This window comes from Vibrio sp. 10N.222.55.C7, from assembly GCF_041473335.1.
Lineage (GTDB): Bacteria > Pseudomonadota > Gammaproteobacteria > Enterobacterales > Vibrionaceae > Vibrio > Vibrio crassostreae_C.
The window spans coordinates 61,505-85,204 of record NZ_JBFRSC010000003.1; the positions used below are offsets into that span (position 1 = coordinate 61,505).

Genomic DNA, 23,700 nt, shown 5'->3' on the forward strand with positions numbered 1-23,700 from the left:
AATCCGCAGTCAGATATTCCAACAAAAACGTTGAGCACTGGTTCAAACCAGAATTATCTGGATGCACAGGCTTATTGGTAAGTTCAAAATCGTGATCTGCTGCCACACCTTATGCAACAAATGAATATAAACGTTAGAGATTAAGGTGTGCTTCACGGTTTTTTAATCTTAGGGACTTACATTGGTGAGCAAATCTGATGTGAACACTTAACGACACAGGATCTTTTCATGAAAAAGAACATTATCGCCCTCGCTCTTGGTGGCATGCTGGCTTTTGGCGCAACACCTTATTCTTTTGCTGCTAACGACGGCGCAGTACAGGCTTCTGCGGATTACGCGCAGTTGGTGACTAAGCGACAAGTTGTCGACCAATTACTTCTTGATGCGTTGCAGGCGTTTAAGTCTCCGGCAAGAATTTCTCACGCGGGCTTCACGGCTAAAATGCCAAGCAACATGGAAATTGTGACTAACCGATTGTTAGAAGCTTACCAACTAGAACCTTACCGTACTGATTTGCTTATCTCGGCAGCGAACGCTCAGATCTACAACAAGAATGCAGAGCGCGCTATTGAGCTGTTTGAGCAAGCGCTGACGGTTGCACCAGACGATGTTGATCTTCATGCTTACCTTGCGGTTTGGCAGCGATTTGAAGGCAATGAAAGTGAATCCAATAAGCACATGGAGAAACTGGAAAGCCTGAACAAAGGTAAAGCAGAAGACATCAAACGCATTTTTGCTACGGTCGACCGCGTGTTAGAAACACCGTTGAAAGAGTCTGCGGATAAAGGCTTGCTTGATCATCATGGCGCGATTGTCACTTTGGGCTATGCGCTTAATCCAGACGGCTCTATGCATCAAATTTTGATTGAGCGTCTTGAGACAACATTGGCGATGGCTAAGGCGAACTCAGATGCGATGATCGTGTTAACGGGTGGCGTGCCCAAGAACCACAAGACTGAAGGTAAGTTAATGGCGGATTGGCTTATCGAGAAAGGGGTAAGCAAAGATCGCATCATCGAAGAGAATTACGCGACCAGCACGGTAGGCAATGCCTTATTCAGTAGCTACGCACTTGCTCGCCATGATATTAAGCACGCGACCATTATTAGCTCGGCAAGCCATGTTCGTCGTGGTCAAACTCTGTTTGAAATCGCTAGCTGGCAAACCGGCCCTCAGGGCATTACTTTTGATACGGTTTCTTACCCAGACAAGCCACTCGCAGATCTTAAGAAGGCGAGCAGTGGTGAGCTACTAGGTATCTACCGAGATGCGCTTAGAACCTATGGTATGTGGAGCTACCGCTCTTACCCATTAGAGTCTCGCTAGGCTTAGGGTTACTTCACAGTAGGCAAAGTATAAGTTGCTAGTACAATCGAGCACAGCTAGATGGTATGCTGTGCTCCTACTTAATTTAGTGTTTCAAAGGCAAAAAAATGAACCCGATTTTAGCAATGTTGAAAGAGAACAATATTAGCGACGAGCAGATCAGCGAGCTATTCAAGACGTTGACCGAGAACCCTCTTGCAGCAATGGCGACGATCAGCCAACTTGGCTTACCACAAGATAAACTTCAAATGCTGATGGGCCAGGTAATGCAAAACCCTGCGCTAATCAAAGAAGCCGTTGAAGAGCTTGGCCTAGATTTCTCTAAGGTTGAAGCGGCTAAAGAACAACTTCAAAAATAAGCGAATTTGAATGAGCTAAGATCGAATTAGCTTAATCAAAATTCAATGAAAAGGTCGTTTAAGTTCAGCAACAGGCTGTCTTAACGGCCTTTTTTGATCTTGGTGGCGATTATTCACTTTGATCAAGTTGCTTTCAATCCCTGCTTCCCATTTTCTACTCAACGACTATTTCAACACAATTGACAGCACTTTTGCCAAACATGCGTTGCTACTGACAATTTACTTACTAGACTTAATTAACCTATGTGCGACTTGATATGTGCACCTTGATGAACAGTGTTTTTTGGATGAGGAATGCCCTGAATAGTAGGGATCATCAAACAATAGCGCTGTTTATTTATGGGTCACAACAAGAAAAAGAATAAGAGGGCACTCAAATAAGCCCTTTATTGAGCAGTGATTTTATAGGAAATGAGTTATGAAATATTTAAAGGAAACGGCTTTAGCTAGCCTTGTGTTGGCCGGGCTTGTTGGTTGTGGCGGAGACTCAGGATCATCAAGCAGTACGACACCCATTACCTTGAGTGTGAGTGATGCGCCCGTCGATGATGTTAAAGATGTGACGGTGACATTCAGCAAGGTAGCTTTACTTCCGATTCAGGGAGGTACAACGCTAGTGTATGACGTGTATAAAACGGACGAAAACGGTGATTACGTTGATGAAAATGGCGACCCGTTGCCAGACGGTGAAGATCCTATTCCATTAAGTGTCAATTTATTGGATTACCAAGGAAGCGATGCACTTCCTTTGATTGAAAACGAGGTAGTTCCAGTAGGTAGCTATAAACTATGTGTGTTTGCGAATGATGGCGATCACCCGACACATCCATCTTATGTTGTAGAAAACGATGACTCGATTCGTGAGTTAACGGTGAAAGGTAATGGCGCGTGCCCGCAAGGTGTTGGTAAAGAAGATAACGCTGGCGTGCTTTACTTTAATGATTCATTTAATGTGAACCAACAGAGTAACGATTTTGTTGTCGAGTTCGATCTTCGACGTGGCCTAAAGAACAGTTCGACTTTCCCTGATTACACTATTCAAAGAACGTCTGTAAGCCTTATCAATACGGTTGAGACAGGAAACATTGAAGGTACTGTTTCGAGTACCACTTTTGAAGCTTGTAACCCTACAAATGATAATACTTATGTTCAGTCGGTGTACTTGTATGAAGGTAATGTCGACAAAGCTGACATGGCGCCTATTGGCGGTTCCGATGAGGTGAAGCCGATTACTTCAGCATCAGTGGCAATGAATGAAGCACAGACTAACTATGAGTTCTCTCTGGGATTTATTGATCCAGGTACTTACTCATTGGGTTATACCTGTACCGCGCAACACGACAGTGATGAAGACAATGCTGATCCGGTTGCTGATGGTTTTGACATTTATGAAGTTCAAAATAGTGTTCAGGTAGTGGTTGGTCAGGATAACCAAGTATCGTTTTAAATCTTTGACGTGATTAAGCATTCGAATAAGAACGGCCTCTCATTTAGAGGCCGTTTTTGATCATGTCACCTAGTTAGCATGAATTTGATGATCATTGAGTGTGACTCTAGGGAAGTGATAATGTAACTTTGTATCTCTTACTTTAACCTAGCGAAATGTACTCCGGCGTTGCTCATGAAATCTAGCCTAAGCATTCGATCTTACACCAAGCAATTTAATACTCATGCCCATGATGGCTACCATCAACTCGTGCTGCCTATTCAAGGGAGTATTAGTATTGAAATGGTGGGATATGTCGGCAAGGTGGCCGTGGGCGAATGCGCGGTGATTCCGGTAACCACAGCGCATGCGTTTAAGGCGGATGAAGCAGCGCGGTTTATTGTCGCAGATATGGCAGAGTTACCGCAGCACTTGTTAGAGCATGAGCTCTCGGTGTTTACTATCACGCCACCCTTAATGAGCTTCTTGCTGTTTGTTGAAAAGCAGTTGGAATACCAAGTGGACAGTGGCATTGAATCATCCATCTTGGATGTGTTTTCACTGTTATTAGAGCAACAAAAAGTCAGCAAGAGCATCGACCCTCGTATTCGAGCGGTCCAAAGGCTCATTGCGGATAATTACGCCCAGCCTCTCTCTATTTCTCAGCTTGCAGAAACGGCTTGCTTGAGCCCCACTCAATTTAAGAAGCGCTTTAAAGAGTGCATTGGAATCAGTGCGCTTAAGTACATCACTCGCTATCGTATGGAGAAAGCTCAAGCCTTGCTTAGCCATACCGATTTACCCGTTCAATTGGTCGCAGAAAATGTGGGTTATAGTGACTTGTCTGCATTCAGTCGACGCTTCTCTCAGCACTTTGGCATGTCTCCAAGGGCGTTTTTGGGCTCGATGAAAGAGAGTCTTCCAAAACAAGAATAGCGTCCTTTTGGCAAACTCAACTTAGTATATGTTCACTATTATCTATTTCAGAAATGAAAATAGACTAGGTAATAGAAATGAATCTTGCCATCAATCGCGTTAACGAATTCCAAACGGGCACTTTAGCCATCGTGTTTGCTTCTGTTTTATGGGGCACGACAGGCACCGCCGCAAGCTTTGCGCCTGATCTCAGCCCATTAGCGATTGGTGCTTTTTCAATGGGCGTCGGCGGCTTAATGCAAGCAGTCTTGGCGTATCGAAAGATCTTATCTTCACTTGATAAGCTTTTGCTCAACAAAAAGTTGTTAGCGGCGAGTGCGCTGGCTTTGGCGATCTATCCTCTGGCTTTTTACTCTTCGATGAAGTTATCGGGTGTCGCAATGGGCACAGTGGTGTCGATAGCTACTGCTCCTTTCTTTTCTGCACTTTTAGAGTGTCTTATTAGCAAAAAGAATAATATCAACAAACGTTGGTTAACGAGCTTTGCCATTGGCGTGGTTGGTATTGGGCTACTGGTATTTTCAGAATCATCATCAGCGAATGATTCTGGTGACGATCTGAAGCTTTTGGGCATTGGATTAGGGTTGATTGCTGGGTTGTGTTACGCCATTTATTCATGGGCGACAAAAGCTCTGATAGACGAAGGCATTAAGTCGCAAGCAGCGATGGGCAGCATATTTGGTTTAGGTGCAATGTTGTTATTACCAACGCTGTGGTTCACTGGTGACAATCTATTCGCTTCAAGTACTAATATATTCGTGGTGAGTTACTTGGTGTTACTTCCTCAATGTTTGGGTTATATCGCGTTCAGTTTCGGGTTAAGACATGTCACGGCAAGTAGTGCGAATTTGATTACTTTGCTTGAGCCAGTTGTTGCCGCTGTATTGGCTGTCTGGATTGTGGGGGAGCGCATACCTTTAGTCGGTTGGATTGGTATGTTGTTGATAGTCATGTGTTTATTCATCCAATCACAACCAAATGTTCAGCGAAACTAAGTGCTTGTTAACAAAGCTAAATTGAATTTTATTCATGCTTGTATCTTATAAATGAATAAAATGAGTATCTCAGTTGCAAGAGTGCTGTTACTATCGTTATCAATAGTCGGGGGGCATCTACCTTAAGTGGTATTTGCTGAGATCGTTATTCGAGACCCGTTGAACCTGATTCAGTTAACACTGGCGTAGGGAACTATGATGACTTTGTCTATGTGGTCTAACAATGATCTCTCATTGGTTTCATTTCCACACTCTCTTTACGGCCAAAGTTCGGTTCTCTTACGTCTTTTAGATAGTAGGAGCGACCATGACGCAGCATTCCAACACTCAAGCGCCACTCAAGAATACTCAAACACCACACAACCAATCTTCGGTGGTCAATACTCCGATTGTTTTAACCATAGCAGGCTCTGACAGTGGCGGCGGCGCTGGTATTCAAGCGGATATTAAAGCCATGTCTGCAACGGGTAGCTTCGCTTGTTCGGTAATTACTGCCATTACCTCTCAGAATACCCAAGGCGTGTCAGCCATTTTTCCAATCCCACTTGAGCATGTTGCCAGCCAATTAGATGCGGTGTTCACCGATCTGAACATAGTGGCAGTAAAAGTTGGTATGTTGGCGGATTCGCAAATCATCGAAGTCGTTGCAGACAAAATAAAACAATACCAGCCAAAACACTTAGTGATTGATCCTGTAATGGTCGCGACAAGTGGCGACCTTCTTCTAGAAAACTCAGCTATCACCACGCTAAAACAAGAGCTGATTCCGCTTGCCGATATCATTACCCCTAACTTGCCGGAAGGCGCAGCACTTACAGGCAAAGCCGTGCCTGAAAGCGAAGCTGAAATGCAGGACATGATTGAAGACCTGCGTGCTTTAGGTGCTAAAGCAGTCCTGCTAAAAGGCGGTCACTTGGAGAAAGATGAAAACAGTAACGATTTACTGATTCTGCCAACCACATCTGCTTTGATTAGCGCGAAGCGTTTCCCTACCAAAAACACCCATGGCACGGGTTGTACGCTATCTTCTGCCATTGCTTCTTTCTTAGCTCAAGGTAATACGCTGTCAGAGGCTGTTGAGCTAGGCAAACAATACATTTCGCGCGCTATTGCTCATGCTGACGAATTGAAAGTCGGTCAAGGTCATGGCCCGGTAAACCACTTCTTCGCTGGACACGGTAATGTCCGTTAATACGGTGGGTGTTCAACTCAGCAATGCCTCCTTACGCTATAACGACAGTGAGCACGCGACCTTGTCTGGGTTGTCGCTTAGCTTAAGCGCAGGTAAGTGGACGGTATTGCTAGGTCGAAGTGGCTGCGGGAAAACCACGGTATTACGTTATCTGGCAGGCTTGTTGGACGACAAGGTGGAGTGGCAGGGAACATTGACAACCTCTGATGGATTGCCTGTAACGGATCGCATCGCTTACATGGCGCAGCAGGATTTGTTACTGCCGTGGCTGTCGGTTATCGACAATGTATGTCTGAGTCATCGTTTTCAAAATTCAGCTTCTGACAAAGCACTGCAAACCAATCAAGCACTCGAGTTGCTCGCTGCGGTTGGTTTGGCTGATTATGCGAATGCGATGCCGGATCAGTTGTCTGGTGGTATGCGTCAACGTGTCGCTTTGGCTCGAACTTTAATGCAAGACAAGCCAGTGGTGCTGATGGATGAGCCGTTCTCTGCGCTGGATGCGGTAACGAGACACAAACTACAGAGCTTAGCGTGTGAGCTGTTGAGAGATAAAACCGTTGTGTTGATCACCCATGACCCACAAGAAGCGGTGCGTTTGGCGGACAATTTGTATGTGTTGCAAGGCTCGCCTGCGAGTGCTCACTCTTTACCTGTGCCTCACACCTCAACGCCACGAGTACTCAATGGTGAGTGTGCCGAGTTGCAACAGGCGATCTTAGATCAGTTGGAGCGTGATTATGAATGATTTAACGCGAAGTGAAGCTGTGGCTCATTCAACTAACGCACAGACTATCACTGCACGCCCTCGTCAGATGAATCCTGTTGTTCGTTTGATTATCAGCAGTGTTGTGATTCTAGGTTTATGGCAGTTAGTTGTGGTTGTCTTCGAGATGCCAAGCTTCATTCTGCCAGCGCCTGCAGAAGTCTTTATTAAGCTAATCGAACGCTACGATGTATTGCTCAAACATACATGGGTGACTGCGCAAGAGATCTTACTTGGTCTATTGCTCGGTTTATCCATGGGGCTGTTTTTCGCCTTGCAGATGTTGATGTTTGATCCGTTGAAACGTTGGCTGTTGCCTATCTTGATTGCTAGCCAAGCGATTCCTGTATTTGCGATCGCGCCAGTACTGATGCTGTGGCTTGGTTATGGCATCGCCTCAAAAGTGGTGATGGCGGCGATCATTATCTTCTTCCCAGTAACCACTTGTTGTTACGACGGTCTGCGCAATACACCGACAGGCTATCTTGACCTTGCCAAGACGATGGGCGCATCGAAATGGCAACTGCTCCGCCACATTCAACTTCCTGCTGCACTGCCAACATTGGCGTCGGGTATTCGTGTGGCTGTGGTTATCGCCCCAATTGGCGCAGTTGTTGGCGAGTGGGTAGGTTCGAGTGAAGGGCTGGGTTATCTAATGCTGCAAGCCAATGCACGAATGATCATTGATGAGATGTTTGCTGCCTTGTTTATCTTGGCGGTGCTCTCTATCTCGCTCTACTTCATCACAGACAAATTACTCAAGAAAGCTATCCCTTGGGAGAACCAGTAATGGCTTGCTCAATAACACTTTGTTTAATAAGGCTTCGCTCAACGCTATTTATCTCAACAATAGCTCGTTAAAAATGAGCTCTATAAACACAATAATAATATTCAAAAGGAAAGGTTAACTATGAAAAATACCAAATTGGTAGGTGCAGTGGCACTGCTTGCTTCGCTAGTTTCAGGTCATGCATTGGCGGATTCTGAACGAAAGAAACTGACATTGATGTTGGATTGGTTTGTGAACCCGAACCACGGCCCAATTGTGATTGCTCAAGAGCGTGGCTACTTCGCTGACCAAGGCTTAGAGGTTGAAATCCAAGAACCAGCAGACCCAAGCACGCCAGCGAAACTTGTCGCAGCAGGTAAGGTCGATTTAGCGGTAACTTACCAACCAAGTTTAACCATGGATGTGGCAGCGGGTCTTCCTTTAGTTCGTGCATCAACCCTTATCGCGACGCCACTAAACACGCTAATGGTACTGGATAACGGCAAGAACGATTCATTAGCGGATCTGAAAGGCAAGAAGATCGGTATTGCGATTGCGGGTAACGAAGAAGCGACCATCGGCACCATGCTAGCTCAAGAAAATGTTGCGTTTACAGACGTGCAAACCATCAATGTCGGTTGGGCACTGTCGTCTTCATTGGCATCAGGCAAGGTAGATGCAATCTGGGGTGGCCTACGTAACTTCGAAACTAACCAGCTAGCCCTTGAAGGCTTTAAAGCCAAAGCATTCTTCCCAGAAGAGCACGGTGTGCCAGCTTACGATGAGCTTATCTTTGTTGCGAACGCAAAGCAGCACGATGATGAAGCGATCAAAGCGTTCAACAAAGCATTGGAACAAGCAACAACTTACATTGTGAACCACCCACAAGAATCATGGAGCGAGTTTGTTGCGTACTCTCCAGATACGTTGAACAACGAACTTAACCAACGAGCATGGAATGACACGCTGACTCGTTTTGCGCTTCGCCCTTCTGCTGTTGACCTAAAACGTTACGACAATTACGCACAGTTCATGTTCGACAAAGGCATTATCAAATCACTACCAAAAGCCGCTGACTACGTACCGACTTTTGATTAAGGGATCTCATGAAATACCAAGACTTAATCCAAGCCTGTCAACAAGATTGGCAAGACTACACAGAGCATGATTTTGTTAAAACGCTAGCAAACGGCACGCTCGCTCAACCATGTTTTCTGCATTATCTGAAGCAAGATTTTCTGTTCTTAAAACAGTATGCTCGCGCTTATGCATTGGCGATTTACAAGGCAAAAACCTTGGCTGATATGCGTCGTGCACTGCCAAGTGTTCATGCTCTGCTAGATTCTGAAATCTCTCACCACGTGACTTACTGTGGTCAGTGGGGTTTAACCGAATCTGACCTAGAAAATGAGCCGGAAGATTTCGGTACAGTTGCTTACACGCGCTACGTTCTGGATGCAGGCATGACGGGTGATCTTGTCGATCTTTATGCGGCACTGGCTCCGTGTTCCATTGGTTACGCTGTGATCGGTAAAGCGTTGTTAGAAAGCAGCGATACTGTTTTAGAAGGCAACCCATACGCGAGCTGGCTTCAGCTTTACGGCGGAGAAGAGTTCCAATCTGGCGTGGCAACGGGCGCAGAATACTTCAATCAGCTGCTTGCTGAAATTGATATCAACAGCGAGCGCGGTCAGAACATCGTTCATATCTTCAAAACCGCAACGCGTATGGAAGTGGCTTTTTGGCAGCAAGGGCTGAATGCACTTAATGACTCAACTTCGGCTTAAAAGCGACTTTTACGAATAAGGATTTATCCATGCTAACTGAACAAATCATCCAATCGTTGCGCGCAGTACGAGAGCAAAAGCCACTGGTTGTGAACATCACTAACTACGTTGTGATGAACAATACGGCCAATGCGTTATTAGCGATTGGCGCTTCGCCTATCATGGCGCACTCACAACAAGAACTGGCTGAGATGATGTCTTTCTCTGGCGCGCTTGTGATTAACATTGGCACGTTAGACAGTGTTTGGACGCCGAGAATGCGTTTCGCGGTTGAACAAGCCAACGCGAACAACAAGGTTGTGGTGCTTGATCCAGTAGGTTGTGGCGCAAGCACGCTGCGTACCGAGACTTCTCGAGAAATTGCACGCTTAGCTGATAAGCTAATCATTCGTGGTAATGCGTCTGAGATTATCGCGTTAGCGGGCGAACAAGCGCAGAGCAAAGGCGTTGATGCGCTTGATAGCAGTGATGCTGCGTTAGGTGCTGCACAGTGCTTAGTGGCTGAATACGGTGCAAATGTGGTGATATCTGGTGAGACAGATTACGTTGTCACCAAAGACAGCGTGGTGACGTTAAACAATGGACACCAAATGATGCCGTATGTGACGGGTATGGGGTGTACTTTAACTGCATTGACGGGTGCTTTCGCGGCTGTTGGTGATGATAGTGGTTTAGCTGCAGCAGCGGTATTAGGCGTGGTTGGTGAAATCGCGGCTGAAAACTCTCGCGGCCCAGGTAGCTTGCAAATTAACTTGCTTGATGAGTTGTATCAGTTAGACGAAGAGACTCTGATTCAACGCTTGAAGATTCAGTAGGGCTAATCTAACTCTAAGCCACAAGTTAGAGTTAGATTAACTTAAAAAAGCCCCCGACACTTATGTGTAGGGGGCTTTTTATTACTGGTTTGGAACTGTGTCAGCTGTGTATAGACTGGCTGGCTAGGTTCTAAATCGGTTAACTTGGCTCTCTAGGTGATGAGCAACCTCGGTTAAGTCGCTCGCTGCACCTGAAATGCTGCTTACCGACTCTTGGTTGCTTTGAGCAATAGTGTTTGCACCTTGCGCGTTTTCACCCAGTGATTTGGTAAGACGATCCTGCTCATCAACCGACACCGCGATTTGGCTGTTGGCTTGGTTCAGATCTTGGATGTGTTGATTAATCACATGTAAGTTCTGAGAAGCTTGCTGCGCCTGCGTTGAAGCGTCTGAAACCGTGCTGTGGCTCTCTTTGATAGACTCTAACGCATCTTTAGCGCCACGTTGTAGTGAGGTGATGAGCTCATCAATCTGGCTAGCAGAGTCTTGGGTACGTTTAGCGAGCGTTCTTACTTCATCGGCTACTACTGCAAATCCGCGACCTTGTTCACCTGCGCGCGCAGCTTCAATAGCCGCATTCAATGCCAACAGGTTGGTCTGCTCAGAAACGCCTTTGATTACTTCAAGAATGGCACCAATGTTCATCGACTCTTTGTGTAGGTCAGTCACTTTCTGGCTGCTGACCTGCATGCTTTCATCGGCGCTGCCAATTTCATGCAGTGTCTTATCTACTTCTTTCAGTCCCATCGCCACATTCTCGGTGGCTTGGTTGGCAACTTGAGACGCGTGGTTAGCACTTGCCGCAATTTCTGATGTGCTGGAAGCTAATTGATCAACGGCAGAAGAGATATTGATCATTTCACTGTTCAATTGTGTTGCGTTGGTCGAGCTGTTATTTGTCACTTGATTGAGTGACTCCGACATCTCACCAATACGCACGCTAGAACGGTTCACTTGGCCAACAATATCGCGCAGAGATTCAATGGTGATCTCCATATTAGTCAGCAGTTCGCCAATCTCATTTTTGCTCTCAATGTTCACTTCCACATTCAGGTTGCCCTGAGAAAGCTCGTTGGTGATCTGTTTAACTTGTGCGATGCCTTTAGTAATAGAGCGAGTCACCAACACGGCGCTCGTCATGCCAATAACTAAAGCCACACCCGTCAGCAATATGATGATTTGAATCGAGCGCTTTTCGCTGGCTTGCAGTTCTGGTGTTAATGCTTGTTTCTGTTGTTCTAGAATGCTCTGAGCATCAGCTACCGAAATCGCTAAGCTGTCACCAATAGAGGCGAGGGTAGCGGTTCTTTGCGTGTTCTCAATCATCTGTTGATGAACTTGCTCAAAGCCTTTCGCGTACGCTTCCCGTTGGTTAGAGAAATCTTCAATCAATTCACTTTGATAAGGAGATGATTTAAGAGATTCAATATCGCCTTCTATACCTGGCAGAGCATATTCAAAAATGTCTTTACCAGCTTCATAGGTTTTGAGGTCGTTGTTGTTTGAGTAACTCAGCACTGTGATCTTGGCTGCGAGGAAGTTCTCCATCAACATGCCTGCGTATAAGCTCGCGTTTGGATCATTGTTATTGTAAGACTCATACAATAAGCTCTGAGCCGCTTTCAGTGCGTTGGTTTCTCGTGTGACCATCTCCACGTTCACTAACTGGTCAATGAGCAGTTGGCTCTGTTTCATTGATCCATAAGCCGCATCAAAAGCTGCAACGCTGTCTTGCACTAATTGCAGGCTCGACAAGCTATCAGTATTGGTGGTGGTTTGGATTAAGTTGTTCAGCAGTTCATCAATCGCAAGTTTGCTCGATTGATAATTCGCTTCGTATTGATCATCCAATGACTCTAAGTAACGTTCAGAAGCTAAACGCATCTGAAGAAAGTGCACTTGAATGTTGCCTGACAATGTCGCCTTGTGGCTGAGGTCACTGTACTGGCTAAAGCCGTTCGACAAGGTTTGAATACCTTTGTAACTCACAAGGCCTGAAATGACGAAAAAGAGCAAGCAGATGGCATAACCCAGCTTGATCTTGAGCGCTATAGAAAGGTGGCGCATAACTATCCCTATATTTACCTGATTCCTTCATAGGGGAGTATTTCATAAAACAGCATTCTGGGCATGCTAAAGCGAATAGTTTGTGTAATAAGTAACGCTTTTGTTAGAAAAATCGGGTTTTTCGACATGCTTTCAACGAGTTGCGTATTTGAATTCAACCGCCTAACTTAAGGAATTAAGTGCTAACTTCCATGCATAGGATGTGATTTGTCGGTAAAATGGCAGAAAACCAATTTTAGAAATCGACTTCAAAGGTACGCGATGAACCCTTATAAACTTTATCTGGTGACTGACGACCAACAAGATCTAGAAACGCTTAAATTCGTGGTTGAACAAGCGGTTGCTGGTGGCGTCACTATGGTTCAAGTAAGAGAAAAACATGGGGACGTAAGAGCCTTCATTGAACGAGCACAAGCGGTTAAGTCGATTCTGGCTGGCTCAGGTGTTCCGCTGATCATCAATGACCGAGTGGACGTTGCATTGACTGTCGACGCCGATGGTTTGCATCTGGGGCAATCGGATATGCCTGCAGAGTTAGCACGCCAGTTGATTGGTCCAGATAAGATTCTTGGGTTATCAATTGAAACTGAACAGCAGCTACAACAAGCCGATAGTTTGCCGATTGATTACATTGGCCTCAGTGCGCTTTTTGCCACACCAACCAAGACGAATCTAAAGAAACATTGGGGTTATGAAGGCATTCAAATGGCTTTGGAGACAACGAAGTTGCCGATTGTGGGTATCGGTGGAATTAACGAGTCGAACATTCCGCAGTTGGTCAAGACAGGTATTCATGGGTTGGCTTTGGTGTCAGCGATATGTCACGCTGAAAGCCCAAAACAAGCGACGCAGGATTTGCTATCTCTAATGGGAGAGTGAGTGTAGAGAAGCTAGAAAACAAATGAAATGAGTCATTTGTTTTCTAGTTAGAGCGCATTAAAGCACTCGCAGTAGTAGCCAATAAAATACGTGCCTATCTTACTGAATACAAAGAGTAACCGTGCCGATAATCATCAGAGCGATCGCAGCGTACCAACCGTATTGTGCGGTCTTATCAGCAACAAACACCTTAATATAGTTGAGCTCTTCATGCGCCATTGCAATGAAGTCTGTGTAGTTAATCGATAACTCACGGCTCGCTTCTTTCAAGTCATGCTGAAGTTTGTTGAAAGCCTCATCGATGAAGCCTTTTGTTTCTGAAACAGACGGAGTAGCAACCAAAGTTAAGCTATTCCAAACTGCCATACGCGATTCATACTCGCTTTCACTGACACAATTAAGTACGCGTAAATCATACTCTCGTTTGTTACGCTCTTTACCCATTTTCTCAGGGCAAATATTTCTTAAAACGTTCACGACAAATTTTCCAAAAGGTTCATTTAGATATAAAAAAGCACTCGAAGAGCGCTCATAAACTGGGTACGAATCAATATTCAAAAGTGATCTATTTGAAACCGGCATAAGCGACTGCAAGACAGAGCGTTTATCTGGGAGATTTGAAGTTGGGTCAGTGGTGTTAAAGAGCGATTTGGGTCTGTCTAAATTCGTTTGAAAAGACACACCCGGTTGGGATCGCAGTGTAGTTAGGTCACTTTTGGACATCAACTAAGGTGTTTTATCCACACGACAAAGATATTTATCGGCACGACAAGCGGAAATGAGGTAGTGCTGGAGAAAACACCACCGTCATTGACTTAGGATTCAGTTGCTAAAATAGGCTGAACTCAAGAATTGGGGGAGATTAGTTGGCTTGCCATTGATTGTTCTCTAATGAGTGGCCTTTTAGTTTTTCAAGTAAACTTGTTAACACTGGGCCATTGATATGGCTGCGAGACACTAAGCAACCCACTGGAGTAATCCAACCACCATGCTCGTGTGCCACTGGCAGTGCTACGAGATCGCCTTTCTGAATCCCTTCCAGCACCATCATTTCAGGCACATTTGCCCACCCTACGTTCTGTTCAACGAGATCGATGATCGTTTTGTGGTTGTTGGCATACCAAAGCATCGAGCTAATACCGTAGGTGAACCACAGTTCGCGCTGCTTTGAACTGCGATGCACACATTGGCGATAACGCTTTAGATCTGAGTCTTGTACTACCGACATTTGGCTGAGTTCGTGAGTGGCGGAGCTAACTGTAAGAAAGCGGGCTTGGCCCAGTAAGAAGAAGTCCATATCCACTTTAAGTTCACCATCCGCATAGATGATGCCAATCTGCGCTTTGCCGCGTCTTACGAGGTCTTCCACATCGAAGGTTGAGGCCGTAATAATATCGAAGTGCGTGATTGGGAACTGATCGGCCAGTGAGCTGATTATCTTAATGAAATTCTTATCTATGATGCTTTCATCAACCGCAATGATCAGTTCGTGCTCATCTTCTTGTGTGAGCGATTCTACTTTTTGGTCGAAGTACTTTTGTTGGTCGAGAATCGACTTAGCGACAGGTAATAACGCTTTACCTGTGTTGGTCAAAACGGGGATGTTTTTCTCTCGGTTAAATAGCTCTTGGTCGATGGCAATTTCTAGGTTGGCGATCGACTGGCTGACTCCAGACTGAGCGCGTTTCAGTTTGCGAGCGGCGGCAGAGAAAGAGCCACTTTCACACACAGTGACGAAGACTTTTAATTGCTCAAAACTGTACATGTTATCTCTCGCTCAATACCAAAGGGGGTACTTATACTTAAGCTATCACTAAACGTGATGGCTGTTAACTTTCTCTTATTGTTTTCGGTGACATAATTTCGGTAAGTCCACCATGTTATAAATTGCTATAGGAATGTATGAGTACGTTAGAGAGAGTTTTCCACTCGGTGTTGTTTGAAGTATTGGCCGTCACACTGTCAATTATAGGTTTAGCGATATTTACTGATCACGATGTGAATGCCTTATCAGGAACCATGATAGTTGTTGCGACTATCGCGATGATTTGGAACTACTGTTTCAACCGCATTTTTGATCGCTACTTCACGGGTGAAAAATCAAAGCGTTCGCTCAAGTTACGTGTTTTTCATGTCGTGCTATTTGAGGCAGGCTTGCTGGTGGCGACGATCCCAGTTATGGCTTACTTACTTGATGTGGGGATTTGGCAGGCATTCTTAATGGATATCGGCGTGACCATTTTTATTACCATTTACGCGTTTGTGTTTAATCTGATTTATGATCATATACGAGCATTCTGGGTACGCAGAGCGGACTTAGCCGTTCAGTAATCTACCAAGTCAGTAAACACGAGTTTGGCTACTAACCGTTTGTTTATTAGTTATTTTGACGGAGACATCCGGTTAGTAGGTCTAGGTAACGCGGCGTTTGTTCTGCTATCTTAAAAAAGGTGATAATTTGAGTTCGTGAACGAATAGATAAGGGAAAGGATGCCAAATACCCCTCAGATAATGACAGTTGTCGATAAGAAAGAAGTCGAATTGTTCGCGGAACTGTTCAAACATATTGATGGTGAAATCTACACCTTACTACGCAGTGCCCAAATCCCTAATGATATTCTCACCAGTAATGACCATTACGATTATCTCCCTGAGACAACGGTTAAGAACGTGGTCAAGATTATGGGGGAATCTGCGTCGAGAGAAGAGTTTTCGCTGTTTATGTGGAGTTTTTGCAAGCAAACCTATGTGCCAAGGTTTGTGGCTAAGCTAAGCCAGCAGGATTCATTGAAAAACGCGCTAGACCAATTTGGTGAGCAATTGAAGCTCGTATCCAATGGTGCGAATGTCTATACCAAGCAATCCGGAGGCAAGTGGTGGTTGGTTCGCGAGAAGCCGTTTACTAACGCACCGTGGTTTAAGTTCGCTGAACTGTTCTCTGTTATTTTCATCAACGAGCTACTTTCAGTATTAACACAAGGTCGTTGGAAGCCGTCTGAGGTCGGAATTCAAAATGGCGATCTCGAATGTTTTCAATCTCTACCACAAATGGGCAGTGCTCAGTTTTATACGCATAGACCGGTCACTGCCTTTGAGATCCCTGAAGACATCATGCTTGCACCGATTGTTTTACCCAAAATTGCTCAAGTATCAGATCTCACTAAGCCTTTACCTAGCTCATTCTTGAGCGCTTTTAAGCTTGTTATTAAACCTTATCTCACGATGGGGAAACTCCCAATTAGCTTAGCTTCTGAGATTCTGAATATTCATATCAGAACAATCCAGCGTCGGTTGGAAAGTGAAGGGGTGGTCTACAAAACCTTGATTGAAGAGATGGTTCTTGAGCAGGTTTTAGAATTGCTTAAGCAGTCAGATCTATCGATCACGCAAGTAGGTGCGAAAATGGGCTATTCCGATTCTTCCCACTTTACCCGAGCCTTTAAACGACAGATGAACATGACGCCAAGACAGTATCGAAAAGAGCACAGCTAACCTCGGTAAGCAGCAGTACAAAGCTACCAGTAAGAGCTTCGGCAATAACAGCTCCGCAGCGAAACTCTAGCCAGTAAGTAAAAACTCCAGCCAGTAAGCAGAAACCGGAGCCTGAACGCATAATTATTTATTGTCACCAAATGGCCATTTATCAACCTTGAACACTGGCAGTATCACTACTAAGTTATTGAATGTTGATGAGTTGTTTTTGCCTCGATTTTTTCCCGGAATTTTGATTAGATTTTTGTGATTATCGCGGCTGACAAAAACACCTTTGAAACCTCATGACACTCATTAGTAGTTACGGAATCGTTATGGGAAGTGGACTCCACTCATAAACGGAATCAAGGTGTATAAATGAAAAATGCAGGCTTAAAACTCTCTGTTGTTGCTCTTTCGTGTTCATTTGCTCTTTCTGCAAATGCTGCATCAACGCTATTTACTAACGTCGATGTATTCAATGGTACTGAAAACAAATTGTACGAAGACCATCATGTATTAGTCGAAGATAATCTTATCAAACAAATCTCTGCAAGCCCGATAGAGGCTGGTGATGCTGTAGTGATTGACGGCGAAGGCAAAACGTTAATGCCGGGTTTAATCGAAGGCCATGGTCACTTGTTGCTGAATGGCGGTAATCTAAGTGACCACGAAAACAACCGTACGATTGAAGAACTGGCTGCTCGAGCAACAGTGAACGCGAACGCCGCGTTTCAATCAGGTTTCACCACGTGGCGTGATGCTGGTGGCTTGAATACTGGCTTACGTAAAACAATCGATTCTGGCATGTTGCCGGGCCCACGACTTTACACATCAGGCGCATTTATTGGCCCGACGGGTTCGCATGCCGATTTCAGTAACCTAACCACGGCTAACCAACACTTCTTTGGTTCATCGACCAGTATGGCTCGAAATAGCGTGAGCTTTAATGCCGATGGTATTACAGAAATCAAAGCCGCTGCTCGTCAAAACTTCAAGCAAGGCAATACTCAAATTAAGATCATGTCTTCGGGTGGTGTGGCTTCAACATTTGACCCTTGGCAGCTGAATGCGATGTCTGCGGAAGAAATTGAAGCTGCCGTGGAAATTGCTGATGCGTATGGCTCTTACGTGATGTCGCACGCCTACAGTAAAAAAGCGATCATGCGTAACTTGGATGCGGGTGTTAAAACAATCGAACACGGTTTCATGTTCGATGGCGATATCGCCGACAAGATGGAAGATAAAGACGCTTACATCACAACTAACATGACCGCGTTTTCACCTTACCTGACGCAGATCGAAGCGATCAACTCGAACCCTGCCTCTAAGCGTAAAGCGGAGTCGGCAACCAAAGCATTCAAAGACTACATCTCGAATGTAAACAAGTACCAACCGAAATGGGGTTTCCACACAGACTGTGTCGGTGACGTGGTTTCTTGTATCAAACAAACCGACCACACGATCTTCCTTGCAGGTAAAGAGTTAGGCAACTTCTTCACTTTGAAAGGGATGACATCGGTAAACGGTGAGATCGTTAAGTTATCTGGCGTGATGGACCCATACCCAGAGGGTAAGTTAGGCGTGATTGAAGCGGGCGCATACGCCGATATCATTATTGTTGAAGGCAACCCACTTGAAGACTTGTCAGTGATTGGGGCAAACGAAAAATGGTTTGATGCAGAGCCGCGCAGCCCTGAAATCGATACCATCAAAGTCATCATGAAAGACGGCAAAGTCTACAAAAACACGCTGTAACTCAGTTCGACAACTCAGTTAAAAATTAAGCTTTAATGGGTGACCTATTTGGGTAGGTCACCCCTCTTCAAGGTGTTCTATATGCAAAAAATGCTATCTCTTATCCTGTCGGTGGCATCACTTACGGCCGTTGCTTTACCTACTTTTGCTGAAACAGCGATGAATCTTGAGTGGCAAGATCTGAACTCAGAGTCTCACGAAATGAAAGTAGAAATGCCGGATCTAACCGATCAACAAATGCGTCTATTACAAGGTGTGATAGCAATGAGTGCATCAGAGGAAGAGCAAGCTCAACAACAGGCTTTATTATTTAAACAAACGCTAAAAGAGCAAGGCGTGGACGCAGACGAAATGATCGCACTGCGTGATGAATACATGCAAACCATGAAAGCAAACGCCGAAGCTATTACGACAGAGTTTGATGGCAAGAAAGTACGAGTTCCCGGTTTCATCGTTCCACTGGAATTCTCAGAGGGAATGACAGCAACAGAGTTTCTGTTAGTGCCTGTGGCGGGTGCGTGCATCCACATGCCACCGCCTCCTGCAAACCAGATTGTGCGCGTGTCTTTTCCTGAAGGCTTTCAGGTACAGAACGTTCAGTATCCAGTGTGGGTAGAAGGTGACTTTAGCTCCAACAAAGTGACTGAAGAGGTCTTCCTAGTCGATGGTAAAAGTAACCTCACCATGGGTTATGAAATGAAAGCTTCGATGATCGAAGACTATTATGAAAAAGAAAATTAATGGTTGTCATCAAATGACAATTTTCAATGTGAGTAATAACTAAAATAAAACTAACTTAAAAAGCACTGGTGACATGATGAACTCAAGATTTTCTAAAGTAAGTATCGCAATTGTGATGGCGGCTAGCCCAATGAGCGGCGTTGTTTACGGCGCTAACTTTGAAGGCCCAGATTCTGTTGAAAATACAATTGCAGAGCAGAAAGCACAAAAGAAATCTTGGAGGGAGTCATTAGCTGAGGATGGTTTTACATTTGGTGCAGATTACTTTGCTTTGGGGCTGACCTCAGGAGATGGGGTTGGCGGCGATAGCGTTGATGCATCGTCGGGTGTGGCTCGATTATACGGTTCATGGCATCTATACGGAAAGGACACACAGAACTCAGGTAGCTTAGTTTGGAAGGTGGAACATAGACATGCCTATGGTGATACTGCGCCAAAAGACTATTCATTCGGCCCACTTGGCTATGTCGGTTCAATTGGCCCTGCATACAGTGACCAAGGGTTTCGTGTTACGGACTTAAATTGGAAGCAAAAAATTAACGATGGCAAAGGCACTATTGTTGTCGGTTGGCAGGATGTAACTAACTATGCGGATGTTTACGCTCTAGCAAGCCCATGGTCTGGCTTTACTAATTTGGCATTCTCGACAGGCTCTGGTGCGATGGGCTTACCTGATGATGGTGTACTTGCGCTTTCTGCTGGTCATATGTTGGGTGAGAATTTTTATGTGGTCGGTGGTATCGCGGACGCAAAGGGTAAATCAGATGACATTTTTGATGGCTTTGATACCGCTTTTGGCAGCGATGCCTCTTACTTCACCACACTGGAGTTAGGCTGGACGGCTTCGCAAGAGCAGATCTACACCGATAACTTCCATGTGACTTTCTGGGACTTTGGTGACGATACTCGTCATAGTAATAGCCTTGCTGCGGAAGGTGGCTCGGGCGTTAACTTCTCATGGAGCCAGTTCATGACTGATCAAGTGATGCCGTTTGTGCGAGGTGGTTTCTCTGAAGGGGATGTTGCCCTTTACGATAAGTCGATTTCTGTTGGTATGGGGTACTTTGGATTAGGAAAACCGACCAACAACCTTGGTGTAGCGCTAAACTGGGCGGAAGTGAATGGTGATTCTTTTGCAGCTGATGCGAAAGCTATAAGCGGTAGTACAGAGCAGTGGACAGCAGAGATCTACTACAACATGCAGTTTGGTGACCATTTCCAAGTAACGCCTGACATCCAGTACATAAAGGATCCTGCATTCTCCAATGAAAGCAGCGCTTGGGTATTCGGTGTTAGAGCGAGAGTCTTTATCTAACAGCTCTGCTTGTTAATCGCTGAAACGTAAAGAATAGATGTAAAAAGTGAGCCTTGATAGGCTCACTTTTTTGTCTTAGATGTGAAAGAAAAGCGGCTATGCTTTTTCGGCTTTGGGCGTATCATCGAGTGCGAAGTAGATCTTTGAAACAACAATCTCTGCGACCAAAATCGTGAATACCACAGCGAAGAACGCTACCACACCATTCCATGGGCCTGTGAAATCTACCTTGTCTCCAAATAAGATATTGATGGCTTCCAACATCACAAACTTAGAGCCCACCAAAATCACGTAACTGGATAAACCGCGATAAATCTTAGGTGCAGTCCCCGGTTTAGATTTGAAGTAATCCGCCAGCTTATGTTCTAAGCCTATAGACAATTTGAGTAATAGCTGCAGCAAAATCGCAGCTGCAAATGAGATGGTGAATGACTCGATATTGACGAAGTCCCAGTATTCATCAAAAAAATTAAGAACGGTTAAATCGACGAGTACCGCAAGGGTGTATCCGACAAAGAGTCGTTGGGGCGTATTAAATCCATATACTTTTTCTATATTGCTCATCTACTTCTTCCTGAGTAAAGGGTTATAAAAAACTTAGGAGTTAATCTTATAATTTTCAAACGCTTATTGTTTTATATGCGAAACAGGTCTTAAAGTCGGCTTGGCGTATTATGGTAAGTAAGGGTTTTAAGAATGATCCAAGATAAGACTCCAATTTAGACAGAGGCACATATGATTATTCATTTTAGAATCCAAGACGTAGAAGAGCTTTGGGGAGCCATCGATTTGGCAACGCTCTTGCAGTTGGAACTGAGAGCAGTATCAACCACACCGTTAACTCTCTGATTGAAATAGTTAAGTTACCAATTACACTTGAAGCATAAGTTTGAATGGAGTCAACTTAATGCTTTCACCCCAATCGCTGTATTCCTCTTCTATTGCTCTGATCTTAACTGGCCTTTTTTCATCCTCGGCCTATGCCTCAAATGAAGCGATTCAAAATCGTTTAGAGAAGATATTCGCGGCTTCTATAGCGTTGACTGACAGTGATGCGGTTTCTATTGGCTTTGTTGATTTTGACCCAAATTCATTTATCAATTTGAACGACAATGGTTTTGGCTCCGATAAAACCATCGATACTCGAAGCCAAGTGAGTGTGGGCTCCATTCCTTATTCTTCGGTGATTAACACCGATGATCCTGATCTTGACCTTATTTGGTCTGTGCGAGGGTCTTATGCGCTTTCTGAACAGGATATTGAAATCTCACCGGAAGTGACCTCTGACCGTCGTGTGAATCCGAATAAAGACTCAGTATTGGGCCTGTATGGCTTTTTCGGGGTTCAAAACCATTTAACCCAACGTTGGTCTATCGCGTATGGCTTAGGCACTCACTTGCTCTATTACCGCAATAAATATAAATACAACAACAGCTACTCTCAAGCATTTCAGTCTCAGCTAGACGGCTACGCGCTAAATACCTCAGCATGGGCATTGGTAGGTGAGCCGTCGGTCAAACTCAAGTATTTAAAGCAGCAAGAGTGGGGAAGCTGGAATGTCTCTTCTAGAGTGCGTTATTTTTATGGGGCTGGATGGGGTGAAGCGAACGATGGTGATATCGGTAACCCTGAAGGGATGCGATTTATTAATGAACTAGAGTTTAGGCAAAATGTCGCGCTCGATGCTTGGTCGTTAAACAACCCTCAGGTCCACTATAACTTTAGAAGAATCGATATAGCGGGGGATTTAACGGATCCTTTAGACACACACTATTACTATGAATTCGGCGCTGGGTTGGTGTTCGATGTCCCTTACGACTCTTACTTCTTTGATAACTTCGGTGTCGGGATTAACTTCAATTATGGCAGCTCACTCAGCGGTGGTAGTTTGCTCTTCTTACTCAATAATTAGCATAAGTTGTTGATCTTCAAAGTACCCATATAATTTGAATTTGTATGTGTCGTAAAATGGTAAATATCTTAATCAAAACTTAGCCATCATAGTCATTCGCCCATCACCAGAGCAAACTATGAACAAGTTAAGTTATGACCGAAAAATGCCGCTATACGTGGTGTCTGCACTTGTCCTCAATATGGCATTTAGCTTGTGGTTGCTGAGTATTGCTTCTACGCCAGCCATGTTTTTTTCGGTGTGTGCGTTGTTTTTACTTAGCACTCTTATTACCGCACGCCTTTATCGACATGAAATGGCTCAAAGCAAGAATAACTTGTCGGAAGCGATCATTGATGGTGTCGCAGGTTTTATTGTCCTCGATAGTCAATTGAGGGTCATACAAGTGAATCAACAATTCTCTCGGGTTTCAGGTTATGCCTTTGACCAAGTCGAATCTCGTCCGATTTCTGATCTCTGTTTTATGAATAACAGCAGCCTAATCACGACCATTACTCGCTCACTGAAGGAAAACCAGAGATGGAAAGGTGAGTTGAGTGGCGTCAGTCGACTTGGTGAGCAGTTTACCGTAAACGTTGTGGTGGAAAAGCTAACTGAAATTCTGCCGCACAATAACAAGTACGTGGTGACCTTTACGGATATTAGCCGACGCAAGATATTGGAGCGTCGATTAAGAATGCTGGTGGAAACGGATTCACTGACAGGGTGCTGGAATCGACGCCGCTTTGATAACGACTTAAAACATTATTCTAACCTGGCAGAGCGTTATGGTTACACACATTCCTGTTTGGCGTTGATCGATTTAGATCACTTCAAGGCTATCAATGATAATCACGGTCATGACCAAGGTGATTCAGCGCTGAAAGAGGTCGCTGAACTGTTGAGAAACAACAGCCGAGACACTGATATCGTCGCGCGAGTAGGCGGAGAAGAGTTCGCTATCTTGATGCCTGAAACCAATTTGGCAGAAGCGTTTGAGGCGATGTATCGACTGAAAGAAGTGATTACCAAAGGGACAACATTGAACCTGACCGTGAGCAGTGGTGTGTCTGAAATACAGGCGCAAGCCGAAGCGACCTATCGCAGTGCAGATAAGGCACTTTACCGCGCTAAAGGTAACGGGCGAAATAGAGTGTGTAGCTCTAGCCCAGGCTGTGCTACTCCAATTGCCCTTGGTTAGATGTAG

The 23,700-nt window shown here is 44.8% G+C and carries 23 protein-coding genes and 1 riboswitch; of the genes, 19 read left to right on the forward strand and 4 right to left on the reverse strand.

The annotated features are described in order from the left end of the window. The first annotated feature begins 228 nt into the window (after nt 1-228). The 11 genes from AB4482_RS00555 (at nt 229) to thiM (ending at nt 10,371) form a co-directional block, all read left to right on the forward strand. Entirely contained in the window at nt 229-1,326 is a 1,098-nt protein-coding gene (locus AB4482_RS00555) for a YdcF family protein (protein ID WP_102394460.1), read from the forward strand. Nucleotides 1,327-1,433: 107 nt separating this feature from the next. Next, the gene (locus tag AB4482_RS00560) at nt 1,434-1,685 is read left to right on the forward strand and encodes a DUF2999 family protein (protein ID WP_004731647.1); all 252 of its coding nucleotides are present in this window, start codon (nt 1,434-1,436) and stop codon (nt 1,683-1,685) included. A gap of 418 nt (nt 1,686-2,103) precedes the next feature. Then, nucleotides 2,104-3,132: a DUF4382 domain-containing protein gene (locus tag AB4482_RS00565; RefSeq protein ID WP_136974469.1), complete on the forward strand. Its 1,029-nt coding sequence runs from the start codon at nt 2,104-2,106 to the stop codon at nt 3,130-3,132. A gap of 174 nt (nt 3,133-3,306) precedes the next feature. Continuing rightward, nucleotides 3,307-4,047 (forward strand): helix-turn-helix domain-containing protein, encoded by a 741-nt coding sequence (locus tag AB4482_RS00570; RefSeq protein WP_372164521.1) that lies wholly within the window; start codon nt 3,307-3,309, stop codon nt 4,045-4,047. 77 nt (nt 4,048-4,124) lie between these two features. Continuing rightward, complete coding sequence (locus tag AB4482_RS00575) at nt 4,125-5,042, forward strand: DMT family transporter (protein ID WP_372180377.1); 918 nt, start codon at nt 4,125-4,127, stop codon at nt 5,040-5,042. Nucleotides 5,043-5,139: 97 nt separating this feature from the next. Beyond that, a riboswitch (TPP riboswitch) is annotated at nt 5,140-5,251 on the forward strand. 98 nt (nt 5,252-5,349) lie between these two features. Then, complete coding sequence (gene thiD / locus AB4482_RS00580) at nt 5,350-6,234, forward strand: bifunctional hydroxymethylpyrimidine kinase/phosphomethylpyrimidine kinase (protein WP_372180379.1); 885 nt, start codon at nt 5,350-5,352, stop codon at nt 6,232-6,234. Next, nucleotides 6,224-6,982 carry an ABC transporter ATP-binding protein gene (locus tag AB4482_RS00585; protein ID WP_372180380.1) on the forward strand — a complete coding sequence of 253 codons (759 nt, stop codon included), beginning with the start codon at nt 6,224-6,226 and terminating at the stop codon, nt 6,980-6,982. Before thiD ends, AB4482_RS00585 begins: the two co-directional genes overlap by 11 nt. Next, the gene (locus tag AB4482_RS00590) at nt 6,975-7,790 is read left to right on the forward strand and encodes an ABC transporter permease (RefSeq protein WP_372180382.1); all 816 of its coding nucleotides are present in this window, start codon (nt 6,975-6,977) and stop codon (nt 7,788-7,790) included. The genes AB4482_RS00585 and AB4482_RS00590 overlap by 8 nt, the downstream gene beginning before the upstream one ends. Before the next feature lie 120 nt (nt 7,791-7,910). Then, complete coding sequence (locus AB4482_RS00595; protein ID WP_372180384.1) at nt 7,911-8,867, forward strand: ABC transporter substrate-binding protein; 957 nt, start codon at nt 7,911-7,913, stop codon at nt 8,865-8,867. Between the two features lie 8 nt (nt 8,868-8,875). After that, nucleotides 8,876-9,556: a thiaminase II gene (tenA, locus tag AB4482_RS00600; RefSeq protein ID WP_017077477.1), complete on the forward strand. Its 681-nt coding sequence runs from the start codon at nt 8,876-8,878 to the stop codon at nt 9,554-9,556. 29 nt (nt 9,557-9,585) lie between these two features. Beyond that, nucleotides 9,586-10,371, forward strand: coding sequence for a hydroxyethylthiazole kinase (gene thiM, locus AB4482_RS00605; RefSeq protein WP_372116108.1), 786 nt, complete (start codon nt 9,586-9,588; stop codon nt 10,369-10,371). A gap of 123 nt (nt 10,372-10,494) precedes the next feature. Here thiM and AB4482_RS00610 read toward each other — a convergent pair whose 3' ends face one another. Beyond that, nucleotides 10,495-12,438, reverse strand: a complete 1,944-nt coding sequence (locus AB4482_RS00610; protein ID WP_017071986.1) for a methyl-accepting chemotaxis protein — start codon at nt 12,436-12,438, stop codon at nt 10,495-10,497. Between the two features lie 261 nt (nt 12,439-12,699). Between AB4482_RS00610 and thiE the strand changes: the two genes are divergently transcribed. Beyond that, nucleotides 12,700-13,317, forward strand: coding sequence for a thiamine phosphate synthase (gene thiE / locus AB4482_RS00615; RefSeq protein ID WP_372180385.1), 618 nt, complete (start codon nt 12,700-12,702; stop codon nt 13,315-13,317). A 99-nt stretch (nt 13,318-13,416) separates the two neighbouring features. Here thiE and AB4482_RS00620 read toward each other — a convergent pair whose 3' ends face one another. Beyond that, complete coding sequence (locus AB4482_RS00620) at nt 13,417-13,761, reverse strand: thiamine-phosphate diphosphorylase (RefSeq protein ID WP_372180393.1); 345 nt, start codon at nt 13,759-13,761, stop codon at nt 13,417-13,419. A gap of 418 nt (nt 13,762-14,179) precedes the next feature. Then, a complete protein-coding gene (locus AB4482_RS00625; RefSeq protein WP_102483004.1) occupies nt 14,180-15,082 on the reverse strand; it encodes a LysR family transcriptional regulator in 903 nt (300 codons plus the stop codon). 137 nt (nt 15,083-15,219) lie between these two features. Between AB4482_RS00625 and AB4482_RS00630 the strand changes: the two genes are divergently transcribed. The 5 genes from AB4482_RS00630 (at nt 15,220) to AB4482_RS00650 (ending at nt 20,602) form a co-directional block, all read left to right on the forward strand. Then, nucleotides 15,220-15,648 (forward strand): PACE efflux transporter, encoded by a 429-nt coding sequence (locus tag AB4482_RS00630; protein WP_017077482.1) that lies wholly within the window; start codon nt 15,220-15,222, stop codon nt 15,646-15,648. Nucleotides 15,649-15,828: 180 nt separating this feature from the next. Further along, nucleotides 15,829-16,809 (forward strand): helix-turn-helix domain-containing protein, encoded by a 981-nt coding sequence (locus tag AB4482_RS00635; protein ID WP_371694162.1) that lies wholly within the window; start codon nt 15,829-15,831, stop codon nt 16,807-16,809. A gap of 357 nt (nt 16,810-17,166) precedes the next feature. Beyond that, complete coding sequence (locus tag AB4482_RS00640) at nt 17,167-18,546, forward strand: amidohydrolase family protein (RefSeq protein ID WP_017071981.1); 1,380 nt, start codon at nt 17,167-17,169, stop codon at nt 18,544-18,546. Nucleotides 18,547-18,627: 81 nt separating this feature from the next. Continuing rightward, a complete protein-coding gene (locus AB4482_RS00645; protein WP_102393604.1) occupies nt 18,628-19,287 on the forward strand; it encodes a DUF3299 domain-containing protein in 660 nt (219 codons plus the stop codon). Between the two features lie 115 nt (nt 19,288-19,402). After that, complete coding sequence (locus tag AB4482_RS00650) at nt 19,403-20,602, forward strand: carbohydrate porin (protein ID WP_102393623.1); 1,200 nt, start codon at nt 19,403-19,405, stop codon at nt 20,600-20,602. Nucleotides 20,603-20,698: 96 nt separating this feature from the next. Here the strand turns inward: AB4482_RS00650 and AB4482_RS00655 are convergent, their stop codons facing one another. Beyond that, nucleotides 20,699-21,166: a hypothetical protein gene (locus AB4482_RS00655; RefSeq protein ID WP_019821783.1), complete on the reverse strand. Its 468-nt coding sequence runs from the start codon at nt 21,164-21,166 to the stop codon at nt 20,699-20,701. Between the two features lie 343 nt (nt 21,167-21,509). Between AB4482_RS00655 and AB4482_RS00660 the strand changes: the two genes are divergently transcribed. Together AB4482_RS00660 and AB4482_RS00665 are read left to right on the forward strand one after the other, a co-directional pair. Continuing rightward, nucleotides 21,510-22,514, forward strand: a complete 1,005-nt coding sequence (locus tag AB4482_RS00660) for a Solitary outer membrane autotransporter beta-barrel domain (RefSeq protein WP_102393605.1) — start codon at nt 21,510-21,512, stop codon at nt 22,512-22,514. Nucleotides 22,515-22,632: 118 nt separating this feature from the next. After that, the gene (locus tag AB4482_RS00665; RefSeq protein ID WP_017061905.1) at nt 22,633-23,694 is read left to right on the forward strand and encodes a sensor domain-containing diguanylate cyclase; all 1,062 of its coding nucleotides are present in this window, start codon (nt 22,633-22,635) and stop codon (nt 23,692-23,694) included. Nucleotides 23,695-23,700: the final 6 nt, after the last annotated feature.